Raw genomic sequence first — 25779 nt, forward strand, 5'->3', positions numbered from 1 at the left:
TAATTTTTCCGCTACTTACTCCTTAATTCGATGCTCGAATTCTAAAAATTGAAGTTCAACCACCAACCAAAACCCCTTAAATGAAAGAGATAATCGACACGATATATGGCATCATATGGAGTAATGCATTGATTTTTCTGTGCCTGGCTGCAGGAGTGTATTTTTCTTTTGCCTTGAAATTTCTCCAAGTGACCTATGTCAAGGAAATGCTCAAGTTGCTCTTCGTAGGACAGGCATCTGACCAAGGGGTTTCCTCTTTCCAGGCTTTTGCAATTGCTATTTCGGGTAGGGTAGGCACGGGAAATATAGCCGGTGTCGCCACTGCGATTGCCATGGGAGGTCCCGGAGCTATCTTCTGGATGTGGGCAATCGCCTTTTTGGGAGCCTCCTCTGCCTTTATTGAGTCGACTTTGGGACAGATTTACAAAGAAGTAAACGACGGCCACTATCGGGGCGGTCCCTCCTATTACATCGAAAAAGGCCTCGGGATGAAATGGTACGCCATGATCTTTGCTTTCGCTACCATACTCAGCACGGTGATCTTCCTTCCGGGGGTTCAAAGCAACAGCATTGCACTGAGTGCAAACAACGCCTTTGGTATCCCAGTCCACTACACCGGTATTGCTGTCACGGTCTTCCTCGGACTGATCATCATCGGTGGCGTGAAGCGGATCAGCAAAGTGGCCGAAGTGGTGGTTCCATTTATGGCTTTGGCCTATATCCTGATGGCTGTGATTATCATCGTCATGAACATCACGGAAGTACCTGCAGTCTTTGCCCTGATCTTCAAATCGGCCTTCAATCTCGAGTCTGCTTTTAGCGGAGTGTTTGGGATGGCAATCGCTTGGGGAGTAAAGAGAGGCATCTATTCCAATGAAGCAGGCCAAGGCACAGCACCCCATGCCGCTGCCGCTGCTGAAGTTGCTCATCCTGCCCAGCAAGGATTGGTTCAGGCATTTTCCGTTTATGTAGACACCTTGTTTGTGTGCACAGCTACCGCATTGATGATTCTTTTTACAGGACAATTCAATGTGGTAAATCCTGAAGGCGGCTTTATAGTAGAGAATCTGCCTGGCGTGCCTTTTGGTCCGGAATACACTCAGTATGCAATTGGGACTCACTTTCCCGCTATCGGGAAAGGATTCGTCGCCATCGCGCTGCTGTTTTTTGCCTTCACTACGATCATGGCTTACTATTTCATCGCGGAGACCAACCTTAGCTACCTGACCAGAAACAAATCTTCAAAATGGGCAGTTCGCGGACTGCAGCTTGCCATCTTGGGCGCGACATTTTATGGCTCAGTTAAAACAGCGGAAATGGCCTGGACACTCGGCGACATTGGCGTTGGGTTGATGGCCTGGCTGAATATTATTGCGATTCTATTGCTTAGAAAACCGGCCTTCCGAGCTTGGGAAGATTACAAAAAGCAACGAAAGGCGGGAAAAGATCCGGTTTTTATCGCGAAAGATGCCGGAATAGAAAATACCGATCTTTGGAAGTAATTGGCATTCAGACCGATCTCTAAAGCCATTCGGGAAAATTCGATTTTCTTGAAAAGCGGCTTGGTTTCGAAGCTGAAGTTTTGCTTTATTTGCAAATCGATTCAACGATGCGGATGTGGCGAAATTGGTAGACGCACTGCTTTCAGGTGGCAGCGCCCTTGGGTGTGAAAGTTCGAATCTTTTCATCCGCACAAAAAACCCTCTCAGGATATTCTGAGAGGGTTTTTCTTTGTGTGTTGGACAATTTGTTGGACAGGAGCTACTTCAGCAACCCTTTGCGAAGCAACTCCAGCGCATTCCTCAACCGGGTTTTTCTTTTTTGAAGTACTTCCTGGTCGCCAGCTTCCAGAAATTCTCTGACTCCTCGCTGACCGGAACCTCATCCCCGAGCAGGTAAGCAAAAGGCTTCAGGCCGGCGCTACGTTCGAGGGTGATCTTCAGAATCCCAGTGAGAGGAATAAAGAGAACCATCCCTGAGATTCCCCAAAGCCAGCCTCCCAGCAAGATGGCTATAATCACCGCCAGGGCATTGACCTTGACTTTGGAACCCACCACGAGCGGAGTGATGATATTGTTTTCCAAAAGCTGAATCCCCCAGAGCACCCCAAATGTGACAATGGGATAGAAGAGTGAAACGGTAGTTAAGAACACATATAGGATCGCGAAAATCGAAGAAATAAACACCCCAACGTATGGGATTAAGTTCATGATGGCTATGAAGGCCGCAAAAAGCACAAAGTATTTGACCCCGATCAGGTAGAAGAATATTCCGGCTAAGACCGCCACGATCCCGGTGACACGGATCATTCCCGCCAGATAAGACTGGATGATCCGTCCCGACTCCTGAGCCCAGTTGATCACAATCCCCTGATTTTTGGAAGACAGGCGAATCAGGAACTCGACGAAAAAGTCTTTGTAGTACATCAACAGAAAGGTGTACAGCGGGATAATACCGACCAAGATCAAAGATTTCCCGGTTGTAAAAAGAGTTTCATTGAGGTTTCCGCTTGGTAGCAACGAATAGATATCCCAGCCGCTTTCCGGATCGATCAGGTCATTCCCCATCAAGGAGCTCAGCTCTTCCAGGTATCGACTCAGCTTGTTTTCCAGGTTTTCGCCAATCTCAGGCACTTCTTTGATCAAACCGATCATCTGATTGAGAAGTAGGTACAATATCCCTAAAGCCACTAAGCTGACCATCAGGATACTGAGCGAGATCGCCAGGCCTCTTGGAATCCTGCGCTTTTCAAGCCAAGAGGAAATCGGGTACAGTGCAAAAGCGAAAAAAATCCCCCAGACCAACGGGACGAGGATAAAAGCCCCTTCTTTTAGCACCACGGCTCCGAGGACAAGTACGATCAGGAAATTGGCCACCGGCTGCAGTCGATTCATAGCGCTTCGCTTGATATGGGCGAGAATATACAAAATAAGATCTGCTGGAGTGACTCATCGTAATCAGGGATTGGTTGTTAGCCAACTTTAGCTATTTTTCAAAAATCAAAAACCAAAATCATCCCGGCTATGTCCCGCTTTATCTTCCTATTTGTCTTTTTCCCATTGTTGGCATTTGGCCAGGCAAAGACTGACACCATTCAGGTATTCAGTCCGGCGATGAACAAAAATCTCAACGCCGCCGTCACGACACCCAGCTCCTACCAGAGCGGGGATCAACACTATCCCGTGCTCTATCTGCTGCACGGCGGAAGTGGTTCGTTCAGTGATTGGCACCAAAAAGTCACGGAACCTGGTCTGGTGAGCCGGATGGCAGAGCAATACGATCTGATCATCGTGACGCCGGGAGTCGGCCCTGCCAGCTATTACTTTGACAGCCCCATGCTCGACTCGGTGCGGTATGAAACTTACATCACAGCAGAGCTCATTCCACATATCGATCTCAGCTACCGTACTTTGGCACAGAAGGAATCCCGGGCAATCACCGGCCTGTCTATGGGTGGCCACGGAGCGATCTTCCTTTCGGCCAAGCATCCCGAACTATTCGTCGCTGCTGGAAGCATGAGCGGCGTGATGAATATTGATACCCGCATGTGGAAAGTACCCGAGGATTTCAGTAAACTCCGTCAGGAAGGTCAGAAAGCGATGCTGGGTGCCGACCTCAACTACGATGCGCCGACCTTCAGCCCGTTCACAGCGGTAGGTTGGATTGACAAGATGAAGACCAACGGACTGGCGCTGATCCTGGACTGCGGGGTGGAAGATTTCCTCATTGATACCAACCGGCAGATGCACGCATTGCTCCTGGAAAACGGCACGCCACACGAGTACATTGAGCGTCCGGGTGCCCACACCTGGCCTTACTGGACAGAAGCTCTTCCGGTGCATTTGCTATTCTTCGATAAGTACCTGAAGCGCGAGTAATTGCAGACACCCTTCGGTCCAATTAGGTAATTTAACTTAGATTATTCAGCTAATTTTTGCTTTTTGCATAAGCAATTTCACCCCTCTATGTCCAAATTTGATTCGATAAGACCATTTTACGACTCCGAAGCCAATGCGGCGATCAGTAAAATAATCGACGATCCGATGCTGGAAGCCATGATGAATTTCACGTTTCCAAATGACAATCCGTCGCATTGGAAAGACCTCATGCGCCACACCCATTCGCTGCGGGATTTTCAGGTCAATTTCATCTATCCCGGACTGATGAAAGTGCTGGAGAAAAGCTCCGACGGACTTACGACAGGGGGATTTGAGGTTTTGGAGCCAAACTCCGCCTACCTCTTCATCTCCAATCACCGGGATATCATCCTGGACACCTCCCTGCTGAATGCCTGTCTGTATGAAAAAGGACTGGCGATGACTACCTCGGCAATTGGCGACAATCTCATCAAGAAACCGTTTCTCTATACTCTATCGCGCCTCAACCGCAACTTTGCAATCCGGCGGGGCCTGACAGGAAGGGCGCTGTTCGAAAGCTCCGAGATGGTTTCTGAGTTTATCAGCAAGTCCCTGCTTCGCGAAAATCGCTCCGTGTGGACCGCACAGCGCGAAGGGAGAACCAAAGACGGCAACGACTCTACGCACAGGGGCGTGCTGAAGATGCTGACCTTGGCCGAACATGGCGAAAATCCCTTTGGCTTCTTTGAGAAAATCAATGTGGTGCCGATCTCTATTTCCTATGAATACGACCCCACCGACATCCTGAAAATGCCCGAACTCCTGGCCAAATCCAAGGATGAAAAGTACGTCAAGAGCGAAAATGAAGACTTTGTAAACCTCCTCAGGGGGATCATGGGCACCAAGAAACGCATCCATATCCAAGTCAACGGTATCTTGGAGCAGGAGATCCGGGCGATTTCAAAGACAGAGGTTTCGCAAACCGAAAAGCTCGCTCAGCTGGCATCCGTGATTGATCTGAAAATCTGGGGTGGATATCGGCTTTGGCCCAGCAACTACATCGCACATGACCTGCTGAACGGCGATTTGAGGTTTGCAGAGTACTATACCCTGGAAGAAAAGCAAAGCTTCGAAAAAAGACTGCATGGAAAGGTCGATACCAGCAACCCCTTTCTGGTGAAAAGTTTTCTGTCGATGTATGCCTCTCCCGTAGACAACAGTCTCAAAGCTGCCGAACAAAATCCTTCCGCCTGAGCCTAGGCTACCGGAAGGATCAATTCAAATTCTACCCCCTGCCCGGGCTCAGATTTTAGCAGCATCCGACCGTTAAGTTTGGCCACCAGTTGATGCACGAGATTGAGGCCGAACCCGTATCCTTTTTCGCCGGAAGTGCCTCCGGATGAAGCAGCATTCCCTTTCAATATCTGTTCGATTTTTTCATGCGACATCCCCACACCACTATCCTTCACTTTGAGGTGAAGGATTCGCTGTCTGTCATCCAATTCCATATCCAGCAAGACCTGCACTTGGCCTCCCTCCGGAGTGAACTTGATCGAATTGGAAATCAGGTTGCCCAAAATCTGGAGGATGTTGGTTTTTGGAAATGGACGATGTGCAGTTTGGTCTGTGGTCTTAAATAGCAGCCTCACACCCTTGTACATCGCCTGAGGACCAAACAAAGCCTCCAGTCTATCTTCAAGAGTCGCGAGGGTGAATTCGTGATCCTTGGGGGTATTTGACGCTTTGTAGGAGGACAATATTTCGTCTGTCAAATCAAGCACAGAGCTGCCGCTTTTTTGAATCATGGAGATGTAGCTGAGCACTTCCTCGAGATTGTTTTCGCTTCCCTGCATCTGGATGATCTCCGCCAGTCCGACGATCCCGCCGAGAGGTCCCCGGATATCGTGGGCCAGATTGTTTTTGACCGTCGTGCATTCCTGAATCCGGTTCGTCAGCTTGTGTATTGCATGCCAGACCTTGATTCTGTTCACGATTTCCCCGGCGACGATCGCCAGCATTTCCTTTTTTTCCACGCTCACATCTTTGTAGTCGTCGTGAATGACGCACAGTGATCCTATGGGTAAATTATCCCCAATGTTGAGCGGAATCCCAAAATAGTACTTCAGATAGGGAGCTTGGGTCACATATGCTCTGTCCTTAAACCTGTCATCGACTGAAAGATCCATCACCTCCATCCCAGCGGAGCTTTGATCGACAATCGTGTACTGACAGACGGAATCCTCCCGCGGGGTCTGGCTCACCTCCATCCCAAAAGGCGCCACACTCCATACTGTGAATGTGTCGATAAGATTAACCATTGAGATCGAAGTTCCTGCTATTTTTGCAGCCAGTTTTGTCAACTCAGCAAAGGATTGATCCAGATCAGCATAGTCAAGTTCCAGTTCATTCAATGCCAACAGACGTTCCATTTCATTCTCAGGAACGGGAAAAGCTAGGCCACTTAGTTGGTTGTCGGTTCGGTTTTCTCCTGACATTTGGCTCTTTGGAGGTTGGATGATTGTCCAAATTAAAGAACCTTTTGCATTCGGCCCAAGAGCGCATGACAATTTAAATAACCTCCTGAAATATGTATATTAAGTGCCAGCTTGCCCTTCCCTAACCCCAACCTTGTCATGAATTTTATCCTGATCTTTCAACTTTTAGTGAGTTCATTTTACGCCCGGGAAAAACTCCCCGTCGGGCAAATCATCACTCCACAGGGAGAAATCCTGATCTCTCTGGATCCACGCACGCCGCAGCATCGGGATAGTTTCATCGAGCTTGCAAACGCCGGCTACTGGGATTCACTGACTTTTAACCGGGTGATTCCCAACTTTGTAGCACAAGGTGGATGTCCTGATACTCCAGCAGGATTTACCGATCCGGAGTATCTCCTTGAGCCTGAATTTAATACCGAACTTAAGCACGTCTATGGCGCTGTGGGCGCCGGACGGGATGACAATCCAGGCAAACTTTCGGCTCGATGCCAGTTTTACATTGTCCAAAATCCCCAGGGAATCCCGCGACTAGATGGAGACTACACGATCTTTGGACACGTGATCAAGGGGATGGAGCTCGTCGACCAGATCGTAGCCGTGAAGCGCGATGCCAGAGACGAACCTGAGACCCCGATCACGCTGGATATCAATATTATCTACCTCTCGGCAGAGGAAATAGCCGCTCTGAAAGGAGCTCAGTAACAGACTAGGCCTAATTCACCTCGTGAAATGAAATCATTTTTGAGATCAACCTATTTTAAGATCGGTCTGGGTATCCTTGTTTTTATTCTGCTGTTTCTCGCCGTGTTTCCGGTCTTTTTCCAAGAAAAGCTAAAAGTCGAACTCGAGAAAGTGCTTCAGCAACAGGTCCAGGGCGATCTGAGATTCGATAAAGTCAATCTGAGCTTTTTTCGGCATTTCCCCGCTCTGACGCTCTCGCTTGACAAGCTGTACCTCGGAGGATCTCTGCCGTTTGAAAACGACACCCTACTCTACGCCAAGGAAATGGCGTTCGGCGTTGGCATCTCTTCGCTTTTTTCAGACCGGATCAAAATCAACGAGATCTACCTCGATCAGGCCACTGTGAAAATCCTCCGGGACGTACGTGGCAACTCCAATTTTGATGTTTTCCCCACGGCCGACTCCGACACAGTTACTGTCGACTCCAGCTCATTTGAACTGGAGATTGAGAGCTTTTTCTTTCAGAAAAGCAGGTTTGTGTACAAAGACACCTCGCTGGATATGATCTGCGAGGCCAATGGGGTGGACTATCGCGGCAGCGGAAACTTGGTGGACGGGCAGTTCAACCTTCAAAGCAACATCCAGATCGGTGAGTTTCAGCTGGTCTACGATGAGCTCCCGATCTTCAATAGAAACCGACTCTCAGCGGATCTGCTGACGCGGATCAACACGGAAACCACCGCATTGACTTTCGAAAGAAACGCCCTAAAAATCAATGATCTTCCGTTGAATTTCGTCGGAGCATTTGAGTTTATTCCAGGCGGGTACGATATGAACTTCATCTTGGAATCGTTCGACGCCAACCTCAAAGACATACTTTCGCTCGTTCCGCCAGAGTTTATGCCCGGCTTTGAGCAGACCAAATTTGGGGGAAAGGGCGACATCGTAGGTTCCTTTCAGGGATTTTATCTTCCTGATGAAGACCAGTTTCCCGGCCTTGTCCTAAACCTGAGTTTAAAAGACGGGATGATTGCACATTCGGACACAAGTCCCGGGGTCGAGCATCTGACCGCGAGGATCAATTTCCGGGTTCCCGAACTGGACCCCAATCAGGTAAGCTTGGAGATCGACAGCCTTGGATTTAATCTTGGAGATGGATTTCTCAGAGGTGCTCTTCATCTGGAAAATCTCAATCCCATGCGCCTTGATTCCGAGTTGGAGGCCAAGATTGACCTTGGGCAACTTCATGCAGCGCTGGGCATGACAGGTCTTGACTACCGCGGAATGTTGGAGCTGGCATTCCGTTCGGAGGGAAATTACCGCTTCATGCCAGATCCCAATGAACTCCGGGAGTCTGCACCTATCATCCAGGCTATTCCGGCATTTTCATTTTCAGCAAATCTAAAAGACGGCTTCGTGCAGTGGGCCGGTCTGCCCGAGCCCATCAAAGACATCCAGCTTTCCCTCACCGCCGATACGCCAGACAGCCTACTGCAGCACATCAATTTTGAGTTGAAAACTCTTCATTTCCAGGTATTGGATCAGGTCACAGACGGCTTTTTCAAGTACTGGGGAAGAGAAAATCATCGGGTTGACGCCAATCTCCAGAGCGATTTCAGCCTGGCTGACATTCCGAAGTTTTATCCGCTCGACTCCGGCTATCAACTGAGCGGCAAACTCCATCTGGACTTGCTGGCAAACGGGAATTACCTGCCTGAGAACAAGATCACCCCGATCATCAATGCAAACCTCACACTGAGCGAGGGCTACGTCCTGACTCCGCATTATCCGGAAGCAATTCAGGACATTTCCTTCCTGTTGTCGGTGGCAAATACGACCAGCTCTTTTGCCGATTTCAAGTTAGACCTCCAGCCCGTCTCGTTCAAATTCGCAGGCAACCCCTTCCTACTCAAAGCCAACTTGGCGAATCTGGACGACATCCAATACGACCTGCAATCTGAGGGAACACTGGATTTGGGGAAACTATACCAAGTTTTCGGAGTGGAAGGGATGGATATCGAGGGACAAATACTCACAGATCTTAGCCTAAAAGGCCGTCAAAGCGATGCCACAGCTGGGAGGGTCCAACAACTGAACAACAGCGGCACCCTCACCATGGAGAAGATCAAGGTTCGCTCCGATCTCTTTCCAGAGCCCGTGAACCTCGACGCCGGCATCTTGACTTTCAATCAGGACAAGGTGGAGTTCGTTGACTTTCATTTTAGCTACCTGGCCAATGAAGTCATTGCGTCCGGCCAGTTGACCAACTATCTGGGATACCTCGCTGACGAAAACCAAATCCTCCACGGTAGCGTGACGCTTAGCTCCCATTTCATCAATTTGGACGATTTCATGTTTTTCGGCGAAGAAGATCCCGTCAAAGTTGACACCTTGGGGGTAGTGACCGGCGTCATTGTCCCGCCATCGCAGCTGGATTTGAAGATTGCCGCCAGTGTTGATTCGATTCGTTATGGCGAATACCGCATCAGTGAATTCAAGGGAGAAGTGAGCACAGCGCCGCGGGAGATCCAACTCATCCAAACGCGGTTTCAGCTCGTCGGTGCCCAGGTGGAGACGAGCGGAAGCTATCGCGCCCCCACTCCTTTTTCGGCCAATTTTGACTACCAGGTCAGCGCGCGCGATTTCGACATCCTCCGAGCCTATGAGGAAATTCCGATCTTCAAGGAGATGGTGTCGTTTGCAGAATTCGCAGAGGGAAAAGCTTCCCTTGACTACAAGCTCAGCGGCAGATTGGATGCCAATATGTACCCCGTACTCCCGTCCATCAAAGGCGGCGGGACGCTCGGGTTAAAATCAGTCAAGCTTAAGGGATTTAAGTTGATGAATACCATGGCTGAAAAGACCGAAAACGCAGAGCTCAACGACCCGGAACTGAACGACATCGAGATCAGCAGCTCCATCGAAAACAACCTGATCACCATCCCCCGAACCAAGATGAAGATCGCGGGATTTAGACCACGGCTCGAAGGTCAGGTCAGCTTGGACGGAGATCTGAACATCGGAATACGTCTCGGATTGCCTCCATTGGGGATCTTCGGGATTCCTGTGAAAGTCACGGGAAACGCAGAAAACTTTGAAATGAAGGTAGGCAAATCCACCAAGGAAGATAATTTAGAGGCAGAATTTGACGTGGAAGTCACTACTCAAGAACCCAACTCCAAGACCCAAAATGACTAAACCTATCCGCATTCTTATCGTCGGTTGCGGCAATATGGGCGCTTCGCACGCGGCCGCATACCATCACATGCCCGAGTTTACCATCTGTGGATTGGTAGCCCGTGGCGACAGCAAAGTCCGCGTGAATCAAGTGCTCAACGCTTCGTATCCCCTGTTCGAGAATTTTGAAAAAGCGCTTGATGAGACGAAGCCGGACGCGGTCTGCATCTCCACCTATCCTGATACGCACGAGGAATTTGCGCTGAAAGCACTCGTTGCTGGATGCCATATTTTCATCGAAAAACCCTTGGCAGACACCATATCAGGCTGTGAAAAAATCATCGAGAAAGCACTCCAAGTAGACAAAAAAGTCGTCGTCGGATACATCTTGAGACACCATCCCTCTTGGATCAGATTCATCGAAGAATCCCAAAAAATGGGCAAGCCGCTCGTGATGCGCATGAACCTCAACCAGCAAAGTCAGGGATACATGTGGGATGTGCATAGAAGCCTCATGAAATCCCTGAGTCCAATCGTGGATTGCGGGGTGCATTACATCGATGTGATGTGCCAGATGACCCGGTCCAAGCCATTTTGGGTATCAGCCATCGGAGCGAGACTGACTGAAGACATTGCCCCCGACAATTACAACTACGGGCAACTCCAGATCCGCTTTGAGGACGGATCGGTCGGCTGGTACGAGGCAGGATGGGGGCCGATGATCAGCGAGACCGCTTTTTTTGTAAAAGACGTATTCGGTCCAAAAGGCTCCGTCTCGATCGTGGCAAAGGATGCCGGCCACGCCGGAAAATCCGATCACGTGGACAGTCACACCAAGACAGAATCCATCCGCATCCACCATGCCGACATCGACGATATGAACCGATTCACCAAAAAGGACGAATGGATTGACATGACCGACGAACCCGATCATCAAGAACTATGCAGCCGGGAGCAAGCCTATTTCCTAAAAGCAATCCAGGAAAATACCGACCTGAGCGATCACCTGGCTGACGCGCTCAACAGCCTCAAGATCGCCTTCGCCTGCGACGAATCCGTCAAAACCGGCGAAGTGGTGAGGTTGTAGGTTTACAGAACTATGCACTTTATAGGTCCACCGGCCCAAATCGGCTATATTTTGACCTTTAATCAATTGTTAATATGGGTGATTTTCCCAAACCTACCAGCAACACGAGCGCATCCACAAGGTCCGATTTGCTGACAGATACGGTGAGCCGGATCCGAAAAATCGAGGCTTTTGGGAATATCGGGCATTGGGAAGTCGATCTGACGACGGGCAAAAACACCTGGTCGGATCACCTATATCGGATTTTGGGTTTGGACGCCGGAGACATTACTCCGGGATATGAGACGGCCGTGGCTGCGATACATCCAGAAGATCGGCCAAGCGCGATCGAAATGTTCCGTAGATTCAAAAGATCCGGAGCTTCCTTCCAAATTGAGAATCGGATCATTCGACCGAGCGGTGAGATTCGACACCTCAATTCTGAAGCCGTAGTGAATTACAGTGCCGATGGCCAGCCGTTGAGGATATTTGGTGTGACCAAGGATATCTCTGACGAAAAGCAAAAAGAAGCGATCCTCAGAAAAACCGATCTTCAGCTCGAAAATATCCTGAACACCACCCAGGATTTGATTTTTTTGGCCGACGAAGACGGCTACTTCCTTAAAGTCTCCAAATCCTGCGAAAAAATACTTGGCTATAGCCAGCGCGAGCTGATCGGCAAGTCGTTCAGGGATCTTATCCATCCGGAGGACTTTGAGCCCACGGTCGACAACAGAAAGCAAATCATGGCGGGGATTCCCTCTGCCGACTTCCAAAATCGCTATTTCAAAAAGAACGGATCAATCGTCTATCTCAATTGGTCGGCGACCTTGGACAAGACTTCCAATATTGTTTTTGCGGTAGCGAGAGATATTACTTTTCAGAAAGAAGAGGAAGGCCGATTCCGGGAACTCATCCACCGGCTAAGCGTCGCCCAAAAGATCGGTAAGCTCGGCTACTGGGAATTTGACGTCCAAACCGAAGAGATCTTTTGGTCTGACGAGGTGTACAATATCTGGGGAATTGACCAGACGAAATTCAGGCCCAATTTCGAGCTGTTCTTTGGCACGATCCATCCAGAAGACCAGGCTGAATTTCTGATTCATCACAACAACTCCGTCGCAGGAATCGCTCCACTCGACGCCGTTCATCGAATCTTGCTACCGTCAGGAGAGGTGAAGTTTGTCCATGAACAGGGAAGATTTGAAGTCAATCTCCGCACGGGAGCCAAAAGGTTTCAGGGAACAGTCCAGGACGTCACCAAAGAGAAACTGGCGGAAAAAGAACTTCGGGAACGGAATCTGTTTATCGAGTCAACACTCAAAAACCTGCCACTCGGGATTGCCGTGACCAAGATCAGTACCGGTGAGGCCACCTATATCAATCCTGCCTTTTGGCAAGTCTATGGCTGGGCTCCCGCGTCATTCGGGCATGTGGATGATTTTTACAATAATGTCTTCCCCGATCCAGAGGTTAGAAATGAGATCATGCAGCAGATCAGGGCCGGTATCCAAAGCGGCGACCCAAGCAGGCTAAATTGGAAGAACATTGCGATCACCACTCAAACCGGCGAAGAGCGGATCGTCTCCGGCAAAAATATCCCTCACCCGGAGCTGGATCTGCTGATATCAACCGTAGTAGACGATACAGATCGCTATTGGGCTGAGCAAGCGCTGCGCACCAGCAACGACCGATTTCATCTCGCGACCCAAGCTACCTCAGACGCCATCTGGGACTGGGACATCAACAAGAACTTTGTCTTTTGGGGCAAAGGCTACCACACGCTGTTTGGCTATCCAGAGGAGATGAACCAGGTTTCTCCGGGATTTTGGGAAACAAAGGTTCACCCGGACGATCTGCCGCGCATCCGCAAATCCGTCTCCGATTCACAAAACAACAAGGAAGCGCTGGGATGGACAGCCGAATATCGCTTTTTGAAAACCGACGGCAGCTATGCCTTCGTCGCCGAAAATACAGTGATATTGAGAGATTCGCAGGGACTCGCCGTGCGGACGGTGGGCGCTATTCGGGACGTCACCCATACGAAGCTGTACGAGGACTCACTGAAAAAACTAAACTCAGACCTTGCCGCCTCGAATCGTGAACTGGCCATATCCAATAAAGAATTGGAACAGTTTGCCTACGTGGCTTCGCACGATCTGCAGGAGCCGCTGCGGATGATCACCAGTTTCTTGGGACTGATCGAGAAACGTTACGCCGGGCAGCTCGATGAACGGGGACTCCAGTATATCAATTTTGCGATCGATGGAGCAAAACGGATGAAGACAATCATCCTTGATTTGCTCGAGTTCTCAAGGGTAGGAAACACCTCCGAATCCAAAAAAACCACCAATACTGCCAGTCTCCTAGAAGAAGTACTGCTGCTCAGCAAGAAATCGATCACGGAAAAAAACGCGACTATACACATTGGCCCGCTGCCAGTCATCCTGTGTCAGGGCAGTGCCATCATCCAGCTGTTTCAAAATCTCATTTCGAACGGCCTGAAGTACCAAGCACCTGGAAATAGACCGGAAATATGGATCGAGGCAAAGGAACTGGAGCACCATTGGCAGTTTTCGGTACGGGACAACGGCATCGGGATAGATCCTGAATTCAGGCAGAAAATCTTCATCATCTTCCAACGCCTTCATCAAAAAGATCAGTACTCCGGATCAGGCATCGGTTTGGCGATCTGTAAGAAAATCATCGAATTCCATGGAGGGAAAATCTGGGTAGAGTCCAATCCCGGTCAAGGCAGCACATTCCACTTTACCATCACCAAATAAACGGATGGCTTTGAAAAGGATAAAGGACTGGATCTTTAGGCAAGTTTACTCTAATCCCAAATTTGTGGGTTCAGCGGTATTCCTTATTTCCTTGTCCCTTTCGCTGTTTCTCTGCTTGGCCGGATATCAGCTCAAGCTCTCCACTGAGCGTGAACTGGTCAATGACAAGCTCAATGAATTTGAAAACCTCCTGATCAATGCCCTCCACGACGGGATCTCAGCTAGCAAGACCTTGGGGTTCATCGCGCAAAATCAGCGTGACGTGGTGCAAAATTTCCAAAGCATCGGTCAGCAGCTCCTCGATAGCAACCCACTCGTGGACGCAATTCAGCTACTGGACGAAGGCACAATAGTCGCCGTGTATCCGATGCAGGGCAATGAATCAGTGATTGGCTACGACGTCCTCAGCGATCCCAAGACCAAGAATGAAGTCGAGGAAGCCATCCGACGCAGGGAAGTTTACTTTTCGGGCCCGATTACGCTGAAACAAGGCGGCATCGCCATCGTCGGAAGATACCCGCTGTTTGACGGTGGACGATTGACCGGTCTCGCAGCGGTCATAATCAAATTTGAAGATCTACTTCAGGCTGCAAAGCTACAAGAATCAGAAAAGAGCCCCTTCGCAGTCCAGTTTTCCAAACTCAATCCGAACTCGAACGTACTCGAAAAATTCCTTTCCGAAAATCCGGACGAAGTCTACACCGGCCATCGATCCAGTGTCCTGATAGACGCCGGCAACTGGAATCTCTCCGTTCAGCTCAAGAAAAGTACAGCAGTATCCGGATTGATATGGAAGACGCTGTTAAGTCTGGTTGGCTCGACGCTATTTGCATTTTTGGTATGGAGTTTTGCCCGGCAGCCTGTCCTGTTGGAGAAGAAAGTCGCTGAGCAATCCAAGGAAATCCTAGATGCCAACGAACGGTTTGAACTTGCAGTAAAGGCTACCTCAGGCGTGATTTGGGACTGGGATCTCCTATCCAACCAGACGTATCGTTCGGAGCACTTTTTTGAAATACTGGGCTATGACAAAGACGAAACTACCGGCAACAATGATTTTTGGCTGTCAATTATCCACCCCGAGGAGCGGGAACGGGCAAAAAAACAGCTGGACGATACTCTGCGTGGCAACGATCAGTACTGGAATCAGGAGTTTCGAGTCAAAAGAAAAGACAATTCCTATGCCTACATCATCGACCAAGGCTACATCATCCGCGACGAGAACGGCAAGGCCATCCGCATGATCGGCTCATTTCAGGATATCTCAGCCCAAAAAACGGCAGAACTGGAGCTTTTACGGGTAAATGAGAGATTGAGCAGCGCAAACGAAGAACTCCAGGTATTTGCGGCTCTCGCTTCCCACGACCTGAGGGAACCACTGAGAATGATCAGCTCGTTCCTGTCCCTGCTGGAGAAAAAATACGGAAGCACGCTGGACGAGAAGGCCAACCAATATATCTCTTTCGCGATAGACGGTGCTAAGCGTCTGACCACCCTGATCCACGATCTTTTGGAATACTCCAAGGTCGGATTTGAACAGTCTGCTATTGAAAAAATCAACACGGGAGAATTGGTTGGCGAGGTCCTGAAGCTGACATCCAACCTAATCAGAGAATCTGATGCGGCGATAATCGTCGTTGAACTTCCGGACATCCAGGGCGTGCCGACGCCCATCCGACTGTTGTTTCAAAACCTGATCGGCAACGCCCTTAAATATCGGCATCCGGAGCTCAGACCCCGGATAGAAATCTCCGGAAGAGAGTCTGAAAAATTTTGGGAATTTTCTATCGAGGACAATGGAATAGGTATCGAAGCTGATTATCTTGAGCCGATATTTGGCGTATTAAAGCGACTCCATCCCAAAGAAAAATATCCTGGCACGGGTCTGGGGCTTGCTACTTGTCGAAAAATAGTGACTCAGCACGGAGGCAAAATATGGGCGGAATCCACAGTTGGCGTAGGCAGCAAATTTTTATTTACAATCAAGAAACATGAGTGAGAACCCTGTCAAAATCCTGCTGGTCGAAGACAACGAAGGAGATATTTTGCTGACTACCGAAGCCTTGCAGGAATGTAAAATCCCCAATCAGCTCCAAGTCCTCAGAGACGGAAGCGAGGCACTGTATTTTTTGATGACCGTCGTAAAACAACGCGCCAAAGACCTTCCGGATCTCATTTTGCTGGATATCAATCTTCCCAAAAAGAATGGGCACGAGGTATTGGAAAGCGTCAAAAACCACCCCGAGCTGAAGCATATCCCAATCATCATCCTCACCACCTCTTCGTCAGAAACTGATATCCTGCGCGCCTATCAGGAGCATGCCAACTGCTACATTACCAAACCTCTGGAGGTCAGTGAATTTCTCAACATCACTGCCAAAATTGAAGAATTTTGGCTAAATCTCGTCAGGCTGCCTAAAAATTGAACCCGATGCGGAAGGACGAGAAACCATATAGCATTCTGATCATCGAGGATAATCTGGGAGACTATTTCCTGATCGAGGAGTATCTGGCTGAAAACATCCTTGCTCCCCAACTCCAGCGGACGGAGACATTCCAGGCCGCAAAAAAAACCATAGCAGATTCCCCCGCTAAATTCGACATCATATTTCTCGACCTCTCGCTTCCGGATCTGTCAGGGGAGCAGCTGATCGTCGAGGTATTGGAGCTTGCAGGCGGTACTCCTGTCGTAGCGCTCACGGGTTTTTCCGATCTGGAGTTCAGCATGAAATCCATGGCGCTGGGCGTGTCCGACTACCTGCTCAAAGATGAGCTTACACCGACCATCCTCTACAAGACCATCATCTACTCCATTCAGCGGAAGAAGTTCACAGAGCAGATTCAAAGATCCGAAAAGCGCTACAGCGACCTTTTCCAGTTGAGTCCGCTCCCCATGTGGGTCTTCGAGTTGGATACCTTGCGATTTCTGAGCGTCAACCGGGCAGCCGTCAATCACTACGGCTATTCGGAAAAAGAATTCCTTTCCATGGATCTCACCGACATCCGTCCGTCGGAAGAAATAGGCGAGCTGAAGAAATCTATTGAAGACGCCAAAAAAGCGCACTTATCGAACCTTAAAAAAATCTTTCGCCACCGGAAAAAATCAGGTGAACTGATTACGGTAGAGACCACGGTCAACAGACTGAATTTCAACGGGAAAGAGGCCGTACTTGTGCTCGTCAACGACGTCACGGAACGAAATAAGTACATCGAGACCGTCGAAAAGCAAAATCAGACTTTTCTCGAGATCGCCTGGATCCAGTCACACGTCGTGAGGGCACCCCTGGCTCGTTTGCTCGGGTTGGTCAATCTTTTGGAATCCGAAATGCCCGACAAGGAGCCAGAGATCAACTCCTTGATGGGCTTCATCAAAGACTCCGCGTTTGAGCTGGATGAGATCATCAGAGACATCAGCAAGAAATCAGAAATAATTGAACATTTGGACGACAATGACAACTGAATTGATTCTAGTAGATGACGACAAGATCCTCCTGATAGTCCTTGAGAAGATGATCCGAACCGTCAGAAAAGACCTCCAAATTTCCTCGTTCATCTCAGGAAAACAGGCCCTAGACTATCTCTCAGAAAATCCCGGTTCAAAAGAATCGGCCTCCATCCTGATCGACATCAATCTAAGGGATATGAACGCATGGGAGTTTATAGATAAACTGGAGACCGCAAAAGAAGCTTGTCCAAAGATCATTCTGATGACTTCTTCCGTCAGCTCGGTTAACTCAGAAAGAGCAAAAAAACACCCCGCTGTCACTGGTTTTTTCGAAAAACCTATCACGTTCGAAAATGTCCATCAGATCTTCCAGATGCTCGACTAGCTTCAAAAGTCCTTTCTATATTTGTCAAATTCCCTTAGTTTGATTTTTGTATTGACATTAACTTAGACCCATATCAATAATGAATTCAAAGACCGTCTTGATCACGGGTGGCGCCAGTGGCATCGGCCTGGCAATGGTAAAAAAGTTTGCCGCGGAAGGCTGCCAGGTTTACTTCATCGACACCAATCACGTCGAGGGAACCAAGGTCCAAGCTGAAATTTCCGAAAAAGGCCTTCAGGCCACTTTTCTCGAGGGTAGTATTACCGACTATTCCCAGTTGGAAAATCTGATCCACTCCATCCCCGGAAAGATCGACACTCTGATCAACAATGCCGGGGTTTCTCATATCGGGAAAGTTGAAAATACCTCAGAAGAAGATTTTGACCGCTTGTTCCAAGTGAATGTCAAAGGGATGTTTAACTGCATCAAAGCCTGTCTTCCCAAACTCAAAGAAAACGGCGGCGGGTCAATCCTAAACATGTGTTCCGTGGCCGCCACGATCGGCATTCCTGACAGATTCGCCTACAGTATGACCAAAGGAGCGGCGTTGTCGATGACCTTGAGTGTGGCCAGGGATTATGTCGCTGACGGAATCCGATGCAATTGTCTTTCGCCCGGCCGGGTTCACACGCCATTTGTTGATGGATTTCTGGCCAAAAGCTACCCGGGACAGGAAGCCGAAATGTTTGCCAAGCTAGCAGCTTCCCAACCAATCGGCAGGATGGGCACTCCGGAAGAGATCGCCGAGATGGCCTTTTTCATCAGTTCAGATGCCGGGAGCTTTATCACAGGCTCCAATTTCAACATCGACGGCGGATTCATGGGTCTGAAGATGTGATTTTCGGATTGAAAGATTGAAATGTTTAAAAATTGTAAAATTACTCCCAGGGAACTGTTCCTGACTCTTTAAAACCTTTCGTCTCAACAATCTTGATTCTAAATTCTTGGCTCTTTATTCTTTATTCTACTAATTACTAGATACTCGATACTCATTACTAGACACTTATAAACATGAAACTCATTCGATTTGGTGAAGCCGGAAAAGAAAAACCGGGAATTCAGGACATAAACGGAAGAAATCTCGACTGTTCAACTTTTGGAGAAGACTGGAATGAATCCTTTTTGGGAACCGATGGACTGAGCAGACTCTCGTCCTGGCTGCAAACCAATCAATCCAGTCTTCCGGAAATTCCCGTCAACTCCAGAATCGGCTCCCCGATCACACGCCCTTCCAAGATCATCTGTGTGGGACTCAACTACCGGATGCACGCGGCGGAATCAGGGATGGCCGTACCGGAAGTGCCAATCATCTTCATGAAGGCAACTTCCTCGCTTTGCGGACCTTACGACCCTATTTTTATCCCGAAAAACTCCGTACAAACCGACTGGGAAGTGGAACTGGCCGTCGTGATCGGAAAGCGGGCCAAGTACGTGTCTGCCGAAAATGCCTACGAATACATCGCCGGCTATTGCCTCCACAACGACGTGAGCGAGCGGGACTTCCAGCTTCGGCACGGTGGTCAGTGGGTCAAAGGAAAAAGTGCCGATCATTTTGCGCCTTTGGGACCATTTTTGGCAACCAAGGAAGAAATCCCAGATCCGCACCAGCTCCGCCTTTGGCTGAAGCTGAACGGTAAAATCCTGCAGGACAGCAATACGTCCGACTTGGTCTTTGATATCCCGACGCTAGTGTCCCACATCAGCCAGTACATGACGCTGCTGCCGGGAGACGTGATCTCGACAGGAACGCCCGCCGGTGTCGGCATGGGCCTGAAGCCTGAGCCCAAGTATCTGGAGAATGGCGACATCGTCGAATTGGGCATCGATGGTCTGGGTATTTCCCGTCAGGTCGCGATGAATGACCCTGAGGCATGAGGCTGGATTCCCATCAGCACTTTTGGGAATATGACCCAAAGCGGCAGGACTGGATCACTCCGGACATGAATCGTATCCGCCGGAATTTTCTTCCGGGCGATCTTCGTCCCCTGCTTCAGGACGCAAAAATCGATGGATGCATTGCCGTGCAAGCAGAGGAAAGCCTTCGGGAAACCGACTTTCTACTTGACTTGGCACACCAAAACGAGTGGATTCGCGGAGTGGTAGGTTGGGCCGATTTGAAAAGCGACCAGCTAGATGAAGTCTTGGATCAGTATTCCGATGTCAAAAAGCTGGTGGGCTTCCGAGAAGTCCTCCAAGCCAAAGATCCGGAGTATATGCTTCAGGAAGAGTTTATTCGCGGAGTCCAAAAAATCGGCAAACGAGGCTACCCTTACGATATTCTAATCTTTCCAAATCACTTGGCTGCCACGCTGCAACTGGTGAAAAAATGTCCAGATCAGCGCTTTGTGATTGATCACCTCGCCAAGCCCTATATCAAGGATGGAGAGTGGAAGGATTGGAAAAAAGCGCTCACGCCGATTGCAGAGCGGGAATTGATGCACTGCAAGCTGTCGGGGATGATCACGGAAGCTGACTGGAAAAAATGGACCCCGGATCAACTATTTCCCTACCTGGAAATCGCCTTGGAACTCTTCGGCCCCGATCGCCTGATGTACGGCAGCGACTGGCCGGTTTGTCTGCTTGCGGGAGAATATGAGCAGTATTGGGAGGTCGTTGAGCAATTTACTGACGCACTTTCGCTCTCCGAAAAAGCGAAAATCATGGGCGAAACTGCCGTGGAATTTTACAAGATATAAAACCTAAAAGGTCAAAAGTACTCTCGGCTCCCTGCTGACTGAATACTGAGACCACCAACTGACAATGAACCTAAACCTGACCAATAAGGTCTTCCTCGTGTCCGGAGGAGCCAAAGGAATCGGCGGGGCTATCTCCCGTGGACTGATCGAAGAAGGGGCCATTCCGGTCATGATTGACCCTTCGGAAAAAGAAGGAAGGGAAATCCTAGACTTTGCTCAAGGCAAAGCGCTTCAGATTCCCGTTCGGCTTTTTTCTCCAGAGCAGGCAAAAGAAGCCATCGATCTGGCAGTCAAAACCTTCGGGAGGATCGACGGCGTGGTCAACAACGCCGGGGCAAATGACGGAGTTGGACTGGAAAATGGCAGCCCGCAGGCCTATGCCGATTCGGTCGCCAAAAATCTCTTTCATTACTACTATCTGGCCCACTACGCACTTCCACAACTGAAAGAACATCAGGGAGCCATCGTAAATATTTCCTCCAAAACTGCCGTGACTGGACAGGGCGGTACTTCCGGCTACATCTCCGCCAAGGGAGCGCAACTGGCTCTGACCCGCGAATGGGCGGTGGAGCTCCTACCCTACCAGATCCGCGTCAATGCCATCTTGCCGGCAGAAGTGTACACTCCGATGTATGCCAACTGGATCCAATCTTTTCCCAATCCCGAAGCAAAACTGGCGGAGATCAGCAACAGGATTCCCCTTGGCAAAAGAATGACTACCTCCGAGGAAATTGCCTCCATGGCCATCTTCCTACTCTCTGACAAAGCCTCCCACATCACCGGACAGCATCTGTATGTCGACGGTGGTTATACCCATCTTGACCGATCCCTTTGACCCGAAACTAATGACCCAAAAACCAGCCCTTGTACCGAAGAACCTTGTTCTTCCTTTCATTCTCATCACCTCCCTGTTTGCGCTTTGGGGCTTTGCCAATGATATTACCAATCCGATGGTGGCCGCTTTCAAACGTGTACTCGAGCTGAACAATACGCAGGCTTCTTGGGTCCAACTGGCATTCTATGGCGGCTACTTCACGATGGCTCTGCCAGCGGCTTTTTTTATCAAAAAGTACTCCTACAAGACCGGAGTGCTATTGGGACTTGGGCTGTATGCCTTTGGAGCCTGCCTGTTTTACCCCGCAGCAGCTTGGGAAAGCTATGGCTTCTTTCTCGCTGCGCTCTATATCCTGACGTTTGGTCTGGCCTTCCTGGAGACAACCGCCAATCCCTACATCCTCTCCATGGGACCAGAAGCTACGGCCACTCAGCGTCTGAATCTGGCTCAGGCTTTCAACCCGATGGGAGCGCTGGCAGGGCTTTTTGTAGCAAAGACATTTATCCTGAACTCACTCCAATCCAACAACACCGACGAGAATGGGAAGATCATCTTTGACAGTCTGGATGAAGCGGCCAAAGCTGTCATCCGTACCAATGACCTGATGGTCATCCGCGATCCCTATGTGATGCTCGGCCTGGTGGTGATTGGGATTTTTGTGGTGATCGCTATGATGAAGATGCCTGAAAGTAAAGAAGGCGCCGGAAAAATTGACTTTAAGAATACCATGAAACGCCTCTTGGCCAACAGGAATTTTGTCGAAGGAACCTTTGCTCAGATGTTCTATGTAGGTGCGCAGATCATGGTTTGGACCTACATCTATCAGTACGCGGAGGCCATCGGGATCACGACCTACAACGCTGTCAACTACGCCTACGCTTCGCTCGGCGTGTTTCTGGTGGGAAGATGGATTTGCACTTTCTTGCTTCGAATCCTCGCTCCTACCAAGTTATTGGCAGCATTCGCCGTCTTGGCGATGGCTTTCACGCTGGGGGCAATCTTCCTCGAGGGAATGACTGGATTGTATTCCTTGGTTGGAATCAGTTTTGCCATGTCGCTGATGTTTCCGACGATCTACGGGATTGCGCTGGATGGCTTGGGAGAAGATTCGAAGTTTGCAGCGGCTTTCCTGGTGATGGCTATCGTCGGCGGCGCCATCATGCCAACCCTGCAGGGGATGATTCTGGACTTGGGCGGCACCGGCTATACCGACACACTTATATTGGGAGTATCAGAGGTGAATTTCTCTTTCTTTCTCCCGCTTTCTTGCTTTTTGATGGTGTTTTTGTTTGCGGTGAGAGTTAAAAAATTGGAAAATTGAAAGATTGGAAAATTGAGGCGCAATGTTGGAAAGTAAGGTTTGCTAGAGTCAAGTACGCTAGCTTACTCATGAGCTCGTAAATCGTACTTCATAGATCGTAAATCAAAAATTGTAATTCTATCCATGCAGACCTTTATACTCATTTGTGATCTCAAAGATGAACCTGAAGCCATTCAGGCCTATGTGGAATGTCACAAGTCGGTTTCACCGGAAATTATAGAAAGTATCCGTATTGCCGGAATTGTGCAGATGAGCATCCATCGCTGGCATAACCGACTGACCATGATACTCGTTGGCGATGAGAATTTTAGCTTTGAGAAAAAGGCAAAACTCGACGAATCCAATCCGAAGGTGCAGGAATGGGAAGCATTTTTGGGACAATACCAAACCAACCTTCCCGGCACTCCCGCGAATTGGAGGTGGGCGATGACCGAAAAAATATTTGAATATACAGCAGACTAAGTCTGAGATTTTTCCCCAAAAAACCATGAAAAAACCTATCCTAACCTTAATCCTCGCACTAATGGCGGTCTTCGCTCATGCACAAGTCCAGACACTCCCGCTCTGGGAAGGTACTCCTCCGCTTCAGAAAACGATGGATCTGAAAGAAGATGTGCGGCAGGAAGGAATCATCCGCATCGCCAACGTGCAGACTCCGACCATCGAAGTTTATCTCCCCGCCAAACAGATCGCTACAGGTAAAGCAGTGGTTATCTTTCCGGGCGGAGGCTATGGCATCCTAGCCTATGACTGGGAAGGAACCGATTTCGCCAAATGGCTGAACGCCCAGGGAATCGCAGGCATCGTAGTCAAATACCGACTCCCAGTCTCACAATCACTCACGGATCCCAAGGAAGTACCGCTTTTGGATGCGCAACGGGCCATCCGTCTCGTCAGACAAAACGCTGCTGCGTGGAACATCGATCCTGCCAAGGTCGGCGTGATGGGCTTCTCCGCAGGTGGGCACCTCGCCTCAACCCTCAGTACTCAATACAATCACGATGTCGAGCGTCCAAAAGACGCAGTTGACGGGCTTTCGGCCCGACCCGACTTTTCTATCTTGGCTTATCCGGTGATCACCTTCCAGGATGGGGCAGTTCATGGGGGCTCGCGTAAAAACCTGATCGGTGAAGATGCTTCTGCCGAACTGAAAGACCACTTTTCCGGTGAGTTGAATGTAACAGCAGAGACTCCACCAACCTTCTTGGTTCATGCACAGGATGACAAGGGCGTTCCGATCGAGAATTCCCTGCTGTACTACACGGCGCTTCACAAAAACGGCGTGAAGGCATCCCTCCACATCTACCCTTCCGGAGGACATGGATTTGCTTTCGGTTTGGGAAAAGGCGCTGTGGAGACCTGGAGAGAAGTGCTGCTGGCATGGATGGCTGATTTGTAAGTTAGTCAACAGACCACGGTCGACAGTCCACAGCAGGGGGGGTAAACCAAATAGTGTTTCCTCTCTGACCGAAGGAAAGAAAGGGCATATTCTTGCTGGTTTTTTCACTAAAAAACCCAAACCTTTGAAGTCAACTCAAATAAAGTGTCGATACTGGCTGTGGTCAGTTGACCGTAGACCGTTGACCCAAAAAATATGCCCCTCAAAGTAATTGCCTTCGACGCAGACGATACCCTTTGGGTAAACGAACCCTTTTTCAGGGAAGCGGAGGAAAAGTTTGCCAGCCTTTTGGAGGACTTCATGCCCCAGCATGCCAGCATGAAGGAATTGTATCGGACAGAGATCGAGAATATCGGGCTGTACGGCTATGGAATCAAAGGCTTTATGCTTTCCATGATTGAGACGGCCATGCGGATTTCGGATCACAAGATGCCAATGACTTTGGTAGAAAAGGTGATCCAAATCGGCAGGGAAATGCTGGAAAAACCCGTCGAACTCCTGCCTGGAGTAGAAGAAGTCCTCCAATCCCTCAATGGCGACTATCGAATGGTCCTCGCTACCAAAGGGGATCTGCTGGATCAGGAACGAAAGCTGAAAAAATCCGGGCTGGAGAAGTACTTTCACCACATCGAGATTATGAGCGAAAAGAGAACTTCCGATTTTAAGAAGCTCATCAGACATCTGGACGTGAAGCCTTCGGAGTTTCTAATGATGGGAAACAGCCTGAAGTCCGACATCTTACCGGTATTGGAGCTGGGCGGACATGCCATCCACATTCCATTTCATATCACTTGGGTTCATGAGCAGATCGAGCATGAAGTGGAGCACGAGCAGTTCTATACCGTCACTTGCATCGCCGATGCCGCAGCACTCATCAAAACGATGAACTAAGAATGGAAACCACGGATCTAAATATCGCCACTGAACTCCACGATATCGCTGGGATCAGGACTATTTTAGAATCCAGAAAAGTTGATCAAAACCCGGCCGGGAAACCACTGATTTGGACCTTGATCGGCGAGTATACGAGAAGTCCGAGGTTCAAAGATTGCATCAGGGTATTCTTGGAAAACGGCCAAGGCTTGGAAGATCCAATCCTGGAAGCAGTGCTTTTGGATGACGCCGATCTTCTACGAAGATTGATCCTGGAAAACCCAGAGAGCGTTCACACCAAGCATTCACTTCCATGCGCTTACACGCCTTTCTTTGAAGTGTCCCTGCTCCACATTTGCGCAGAATTCAACCACGTTGCTTGCGCTGAGGTGTTGATCCATGCCGGATTGGATATCAATGCCAAAGCCGGAGTCGATGAGTTCGGCTTTGGAGGTCAAACTCCCATCTTCCACACGGTCAACCAAAACACCAATCAGTCAAGAGAGATGCTCGAGTTCTGCCTGGATCATGGAGCTGATCTGGATCTTACAGTTCGGGGATTGATCTGGGGAAAAGGATATCCTTGGGAGACGCTGATTCCGGCCGTCAATCCGATCAGCTATGCCATGATGGGATTGCTGCCACAGATGCACCGTAAAGAGGCGGTTATCTCGGATGTCGTCTCCAAGCTCTTGAAACATCGATTTGGGATCGACTACATTTCTCCCAATATTCCGAATGAGTATCTGGAAGGGTGAAAGGA

The 25779-nt window shown here is 49.4% G+C and carries 22 protein-coding genes and 1 tRNA gene; 21 read left to right on the top strand and 2 right to left on the bottom strand.

What is annotated here, in order from left to right; translation table 11 throughout:
* The first annotated feature begins 80 nt into the window (after positions 1–80).
* Complete coding sequence (locus G459_RS0113325; protein WP_026968102.1) at positions 81–1502, top strand: alanine/glycine:cation symporter family protein; 1422 nt, start codon at positions 81–83, stop codon at positions 1500–1502.
* A 109-nt stretch (positions 1503–1611) separates the two neighbouring features.
* Positions 1612–1693 (top strand) — tRNA-Leu (locus tag G459_RS0113330).
* 109 nt (positions 1694–1802) lie between these two features.
* On the opposite strand, the gene G459_RS0113335 is transcribed toward G459_RS0113330, so the two are convergent.
* Complete coding sequence (locus G459_RS0113335; RefSeq protein WP_035455881.1) at positions 1803–2894, bottom strand: AI-2E family transporter; 1092 nt, start codon at positions 2892–2894, stop codon at positions 1803–1805.
* 129 nt (positions 2895–3023) lie between these two features.
* Between G459_RS0113335 and G459_RS0113340 the strand changes: the two genes are divergently transcribed.
* Together G459_RS0113340 and G459_RS0113345 are read left to right on the top strand one after the other, a co-directional pair.
* Entirely contained in the window at positions 3024–3878 is an 855-nt protein-coding gene (locus tag G459_RS0113340) for an alpha/beta hydrolase (protein WP_026968104.1), read from the top strand.
* Between the two features lie 87 nt (positions 3879–3965).
* Positions 3966–5111, top strand: a complete 1146-nt coding sequence (locus G459_RS0113345) for a 1-acyl-sn-glycerol-3-phosphate acyltransferase (RefSeq protein ID WP_026968105.1) — start codon at positions 3966–3968, stop codon at positions 5109–5111.
* A gap of 2 nt (positions 5112–5113) precedes the next feature.
* Here the strand turns inward: G459_RS0113345 and G459_RS0113350 are convergent, their stop codons facing one another.
* On the bottom strand, positions 5114–6352 hold the full coding sequence (locus G459_RS0113350) for a GAF domain-containing sensor histidine kinase (RefSeq protein WP_026968106.1): 1239 nt from the start codon (positions 6350–6352) through the stop codon (positions 5114–5116).
* 138 nt (positions 6353–6490) lie between these two features.
* Here G459_RS0113350 and G459_RS0113355 point away from each other — a divergent pair, with 138 nt between their 5' ends.
* The 17 genes from G459_RS0113355 (at position 6491) to G459_RS0113435 (ending at position 25774) form a co-directional block, all read left to right on the top strand.
* On the top strand, positions 6491–7057 hold the full coding sequence (locus G459_RS0113355) for a peptidylprolyl isomerase (protein ID WP_035455884.1): 567 nt from the start codon (positions 6491–6493) through the stop codon (positions 7055–7057).
* Between the two features lie 27 nt (positions 7058–7084).
* Positions 7085–10234, top strand: a complete 3150-nt coding sequence (locus G459_RS27440) for an AsmA family protein (RefSeq protein WP_035455887.1) — start codon at positions 7085–7087, stop codon at positions 10232–10234.
* Positions 10227–11300: a Gfo/Idh/MocA family protein gene (locus tag G459_RS0113365; protein ID WP_026968108.1), complete on the top strand. Its 1074-nt coding sequence runs from the start codon at positions 10227–10229 to the stop codon at positions 11298–11300. The genes G459_RS27440 and G459_RS0113365 overlap by 8 nt, the downstream gene beginning before the upstream one ends.
* Before the next feature lie 74 nt (positions 11301–11374).
* Positions 11375–14065: a PAS domain-containing sensor histidine kinase gene (locus G459_RS28975; RefSeq protein WP_026968109.1), complete on the top strand. Its 2691-nt coding sequence runs from the start codon at positions 11375–11377 to the stop codon at positions 14063–14065.
* Between the two features lie 10 nt (positions 14066–14075).
* A complete protein-coding gene (locus G459_RS0113375; protein WP_169725030.1) occupies positions 14076–16061 on the top strand; it encodes a PAS domain-containing protein in 1986 nt (661 codons plus the stop codon).
* Complete coding sequence (locus G459_RS0113380) at positions 16054–16488, top strand: response regulator (RefSeq protein WP_026968111.1); 435 nt, start codon at positions 16054–16056, stop codon at positions 16486–16488. Before G459_RS0113375 ends, G459_RS0113380 begins: the two co-directional genes overlap by 8 nt.
* 5 nt (positions 16489–16493) lie before the next feature.
* Positions 16494–17522 carry a response regulator gene (locus tag G459_RS0113385; RefSeq protein ID WP_026968112.1) on the top strand — a complete coding sequence of 343 codons (1029 nt, stop codon included), beginning with the start codon at positions 16494–16496 and terminating at the stop codon, positions 17520–17522.
* Entirely contained in the window at positions 17512–17892 is a 381-nt protein-coding gene (locus G459_RS0113390; RefSeq protein ID WP_026968113.1) for a response regulator, read from the top strand. The genes G459_RS0113385 and G459_RS0113390 overlap by 11 nt, the downstream gene beginning before the upstream one ends.
* 79 nt (positions 17893–17971) lie before the next feature.
* Positions 17972–18730 carry an SDR family NAD(P)-dependent oxidoreductase gene (locus G459_RS0113395; RefSeq protein WP_026968114.1) on the top strand — a complete coding sequence of 253 codons (759 nt, stop codon included), beginning with the start codon at positions 17972–17974 and terminating at the stop codon, positions 18728–18730.
* A gap of 173 nt (positions 18731–18903) precedes the next feature.
* Positions 18904–19767 (top strand): fumarylacetoacetate hydrolase family protein, encoded by an 864-nt coding sequence (locus G459_RS0113400; protein ID WP_026968115.1) that lies wholly within the window; start codon positions 18904–18906, stop codon positions 19765–19767.
* Entirely contained in the window at positions 19764–20588 is an 825-nt protein-coding gene (locus G459_RS0113405) for an amidohydrolase family protein (protein ID WP_026968116.1), read from the top strand. Before G459_RS0113400 ends, G459_RS0113405 begins: the two co-directional genes overlap by 4 nt.
* 64 nt (positions 20589–20652) lie before the next feature.
* Positions 20653–21423 carry an L-fucose dehydrogenase gene (locus G459_RS0113410; RefSeq protein WP_026968117.1) on the top strand — a complete coding sequence of 257 codons (771 nt, stop codon included), beginning with the start codon at positions 20653–20655 and terminating at the stop codon, positions 21421–21423.
* A 10-nt stretch (positions 21424–21433) separates the two neighbouring features.
* Positions 21434–22744 carry an L-fucose:H+ symporter permease gene (fucP, locus tag G459_RS0113415; RefSeq protein ID WP_035455891.1) on the top strand — a complete coding sequence of 437 codons (1311 nt, stop codon included), beginning with the start codon at positions 21434–21436 and terminating at the stop codon, positions 22742–22744.
* A gap of 123 nt (positions 22745–22867) precedes the next feature.
* On the top strand, positions 22868–23206 hold the full coding sequence (locus G459_RS0113420; RefSeq protein ID WP_035455894.1) for an L-rhamnose mutarotase: 339 nt from the start codon (positions 22868–22870) through the stop codon (positions 23204–23206).
* A gap of 25 nt (positions 23207–23231) precedes the next feature.
* Positions 23232–24143 (top strand): alpha/beta hydrolase, encoded by a 912-nt coding sequence (locus G459_RS0113425; RefSeq protein WP_026968120.1) that lies wholly within the window; start codon positions 23232–23234, stop codon positions 24141–24143.
* Between the two features lie 195 nt (positions 24144–24338).
* Positions 24339–25034: an HAD family hydrolase gene (locus G459_RS0113430; protein WP_026968121.1), complete on the top strand. Its 696-nt coding sequence runs from the start codon at positions 24339–24341 to the stop codon at positions 25032–25034.
* Between the two features lie 2 nt (positions 25035–25036).
* Entirely contained in the window at positions 25037–25774 is a 738-nt protein-coding gene (locus G459_RS0113435) for an ankyrin repeat domain-containing protein (protein ID WP_026968122.1), read from the top strand.
* Positions 25775–25779 lie beyond the last annotated feature (5 nt).

Origin of the sequence: Algoriphagus terrigena DSM 22685, from assembly GCF_000429445.1 — a bacterium.
Lineage (GTDB): Bacteria > Bacteroidota > Bacteroidia > Cytophagales > Cyclobacteriaceae > Algoriphagus > Algoriphagus terrigena.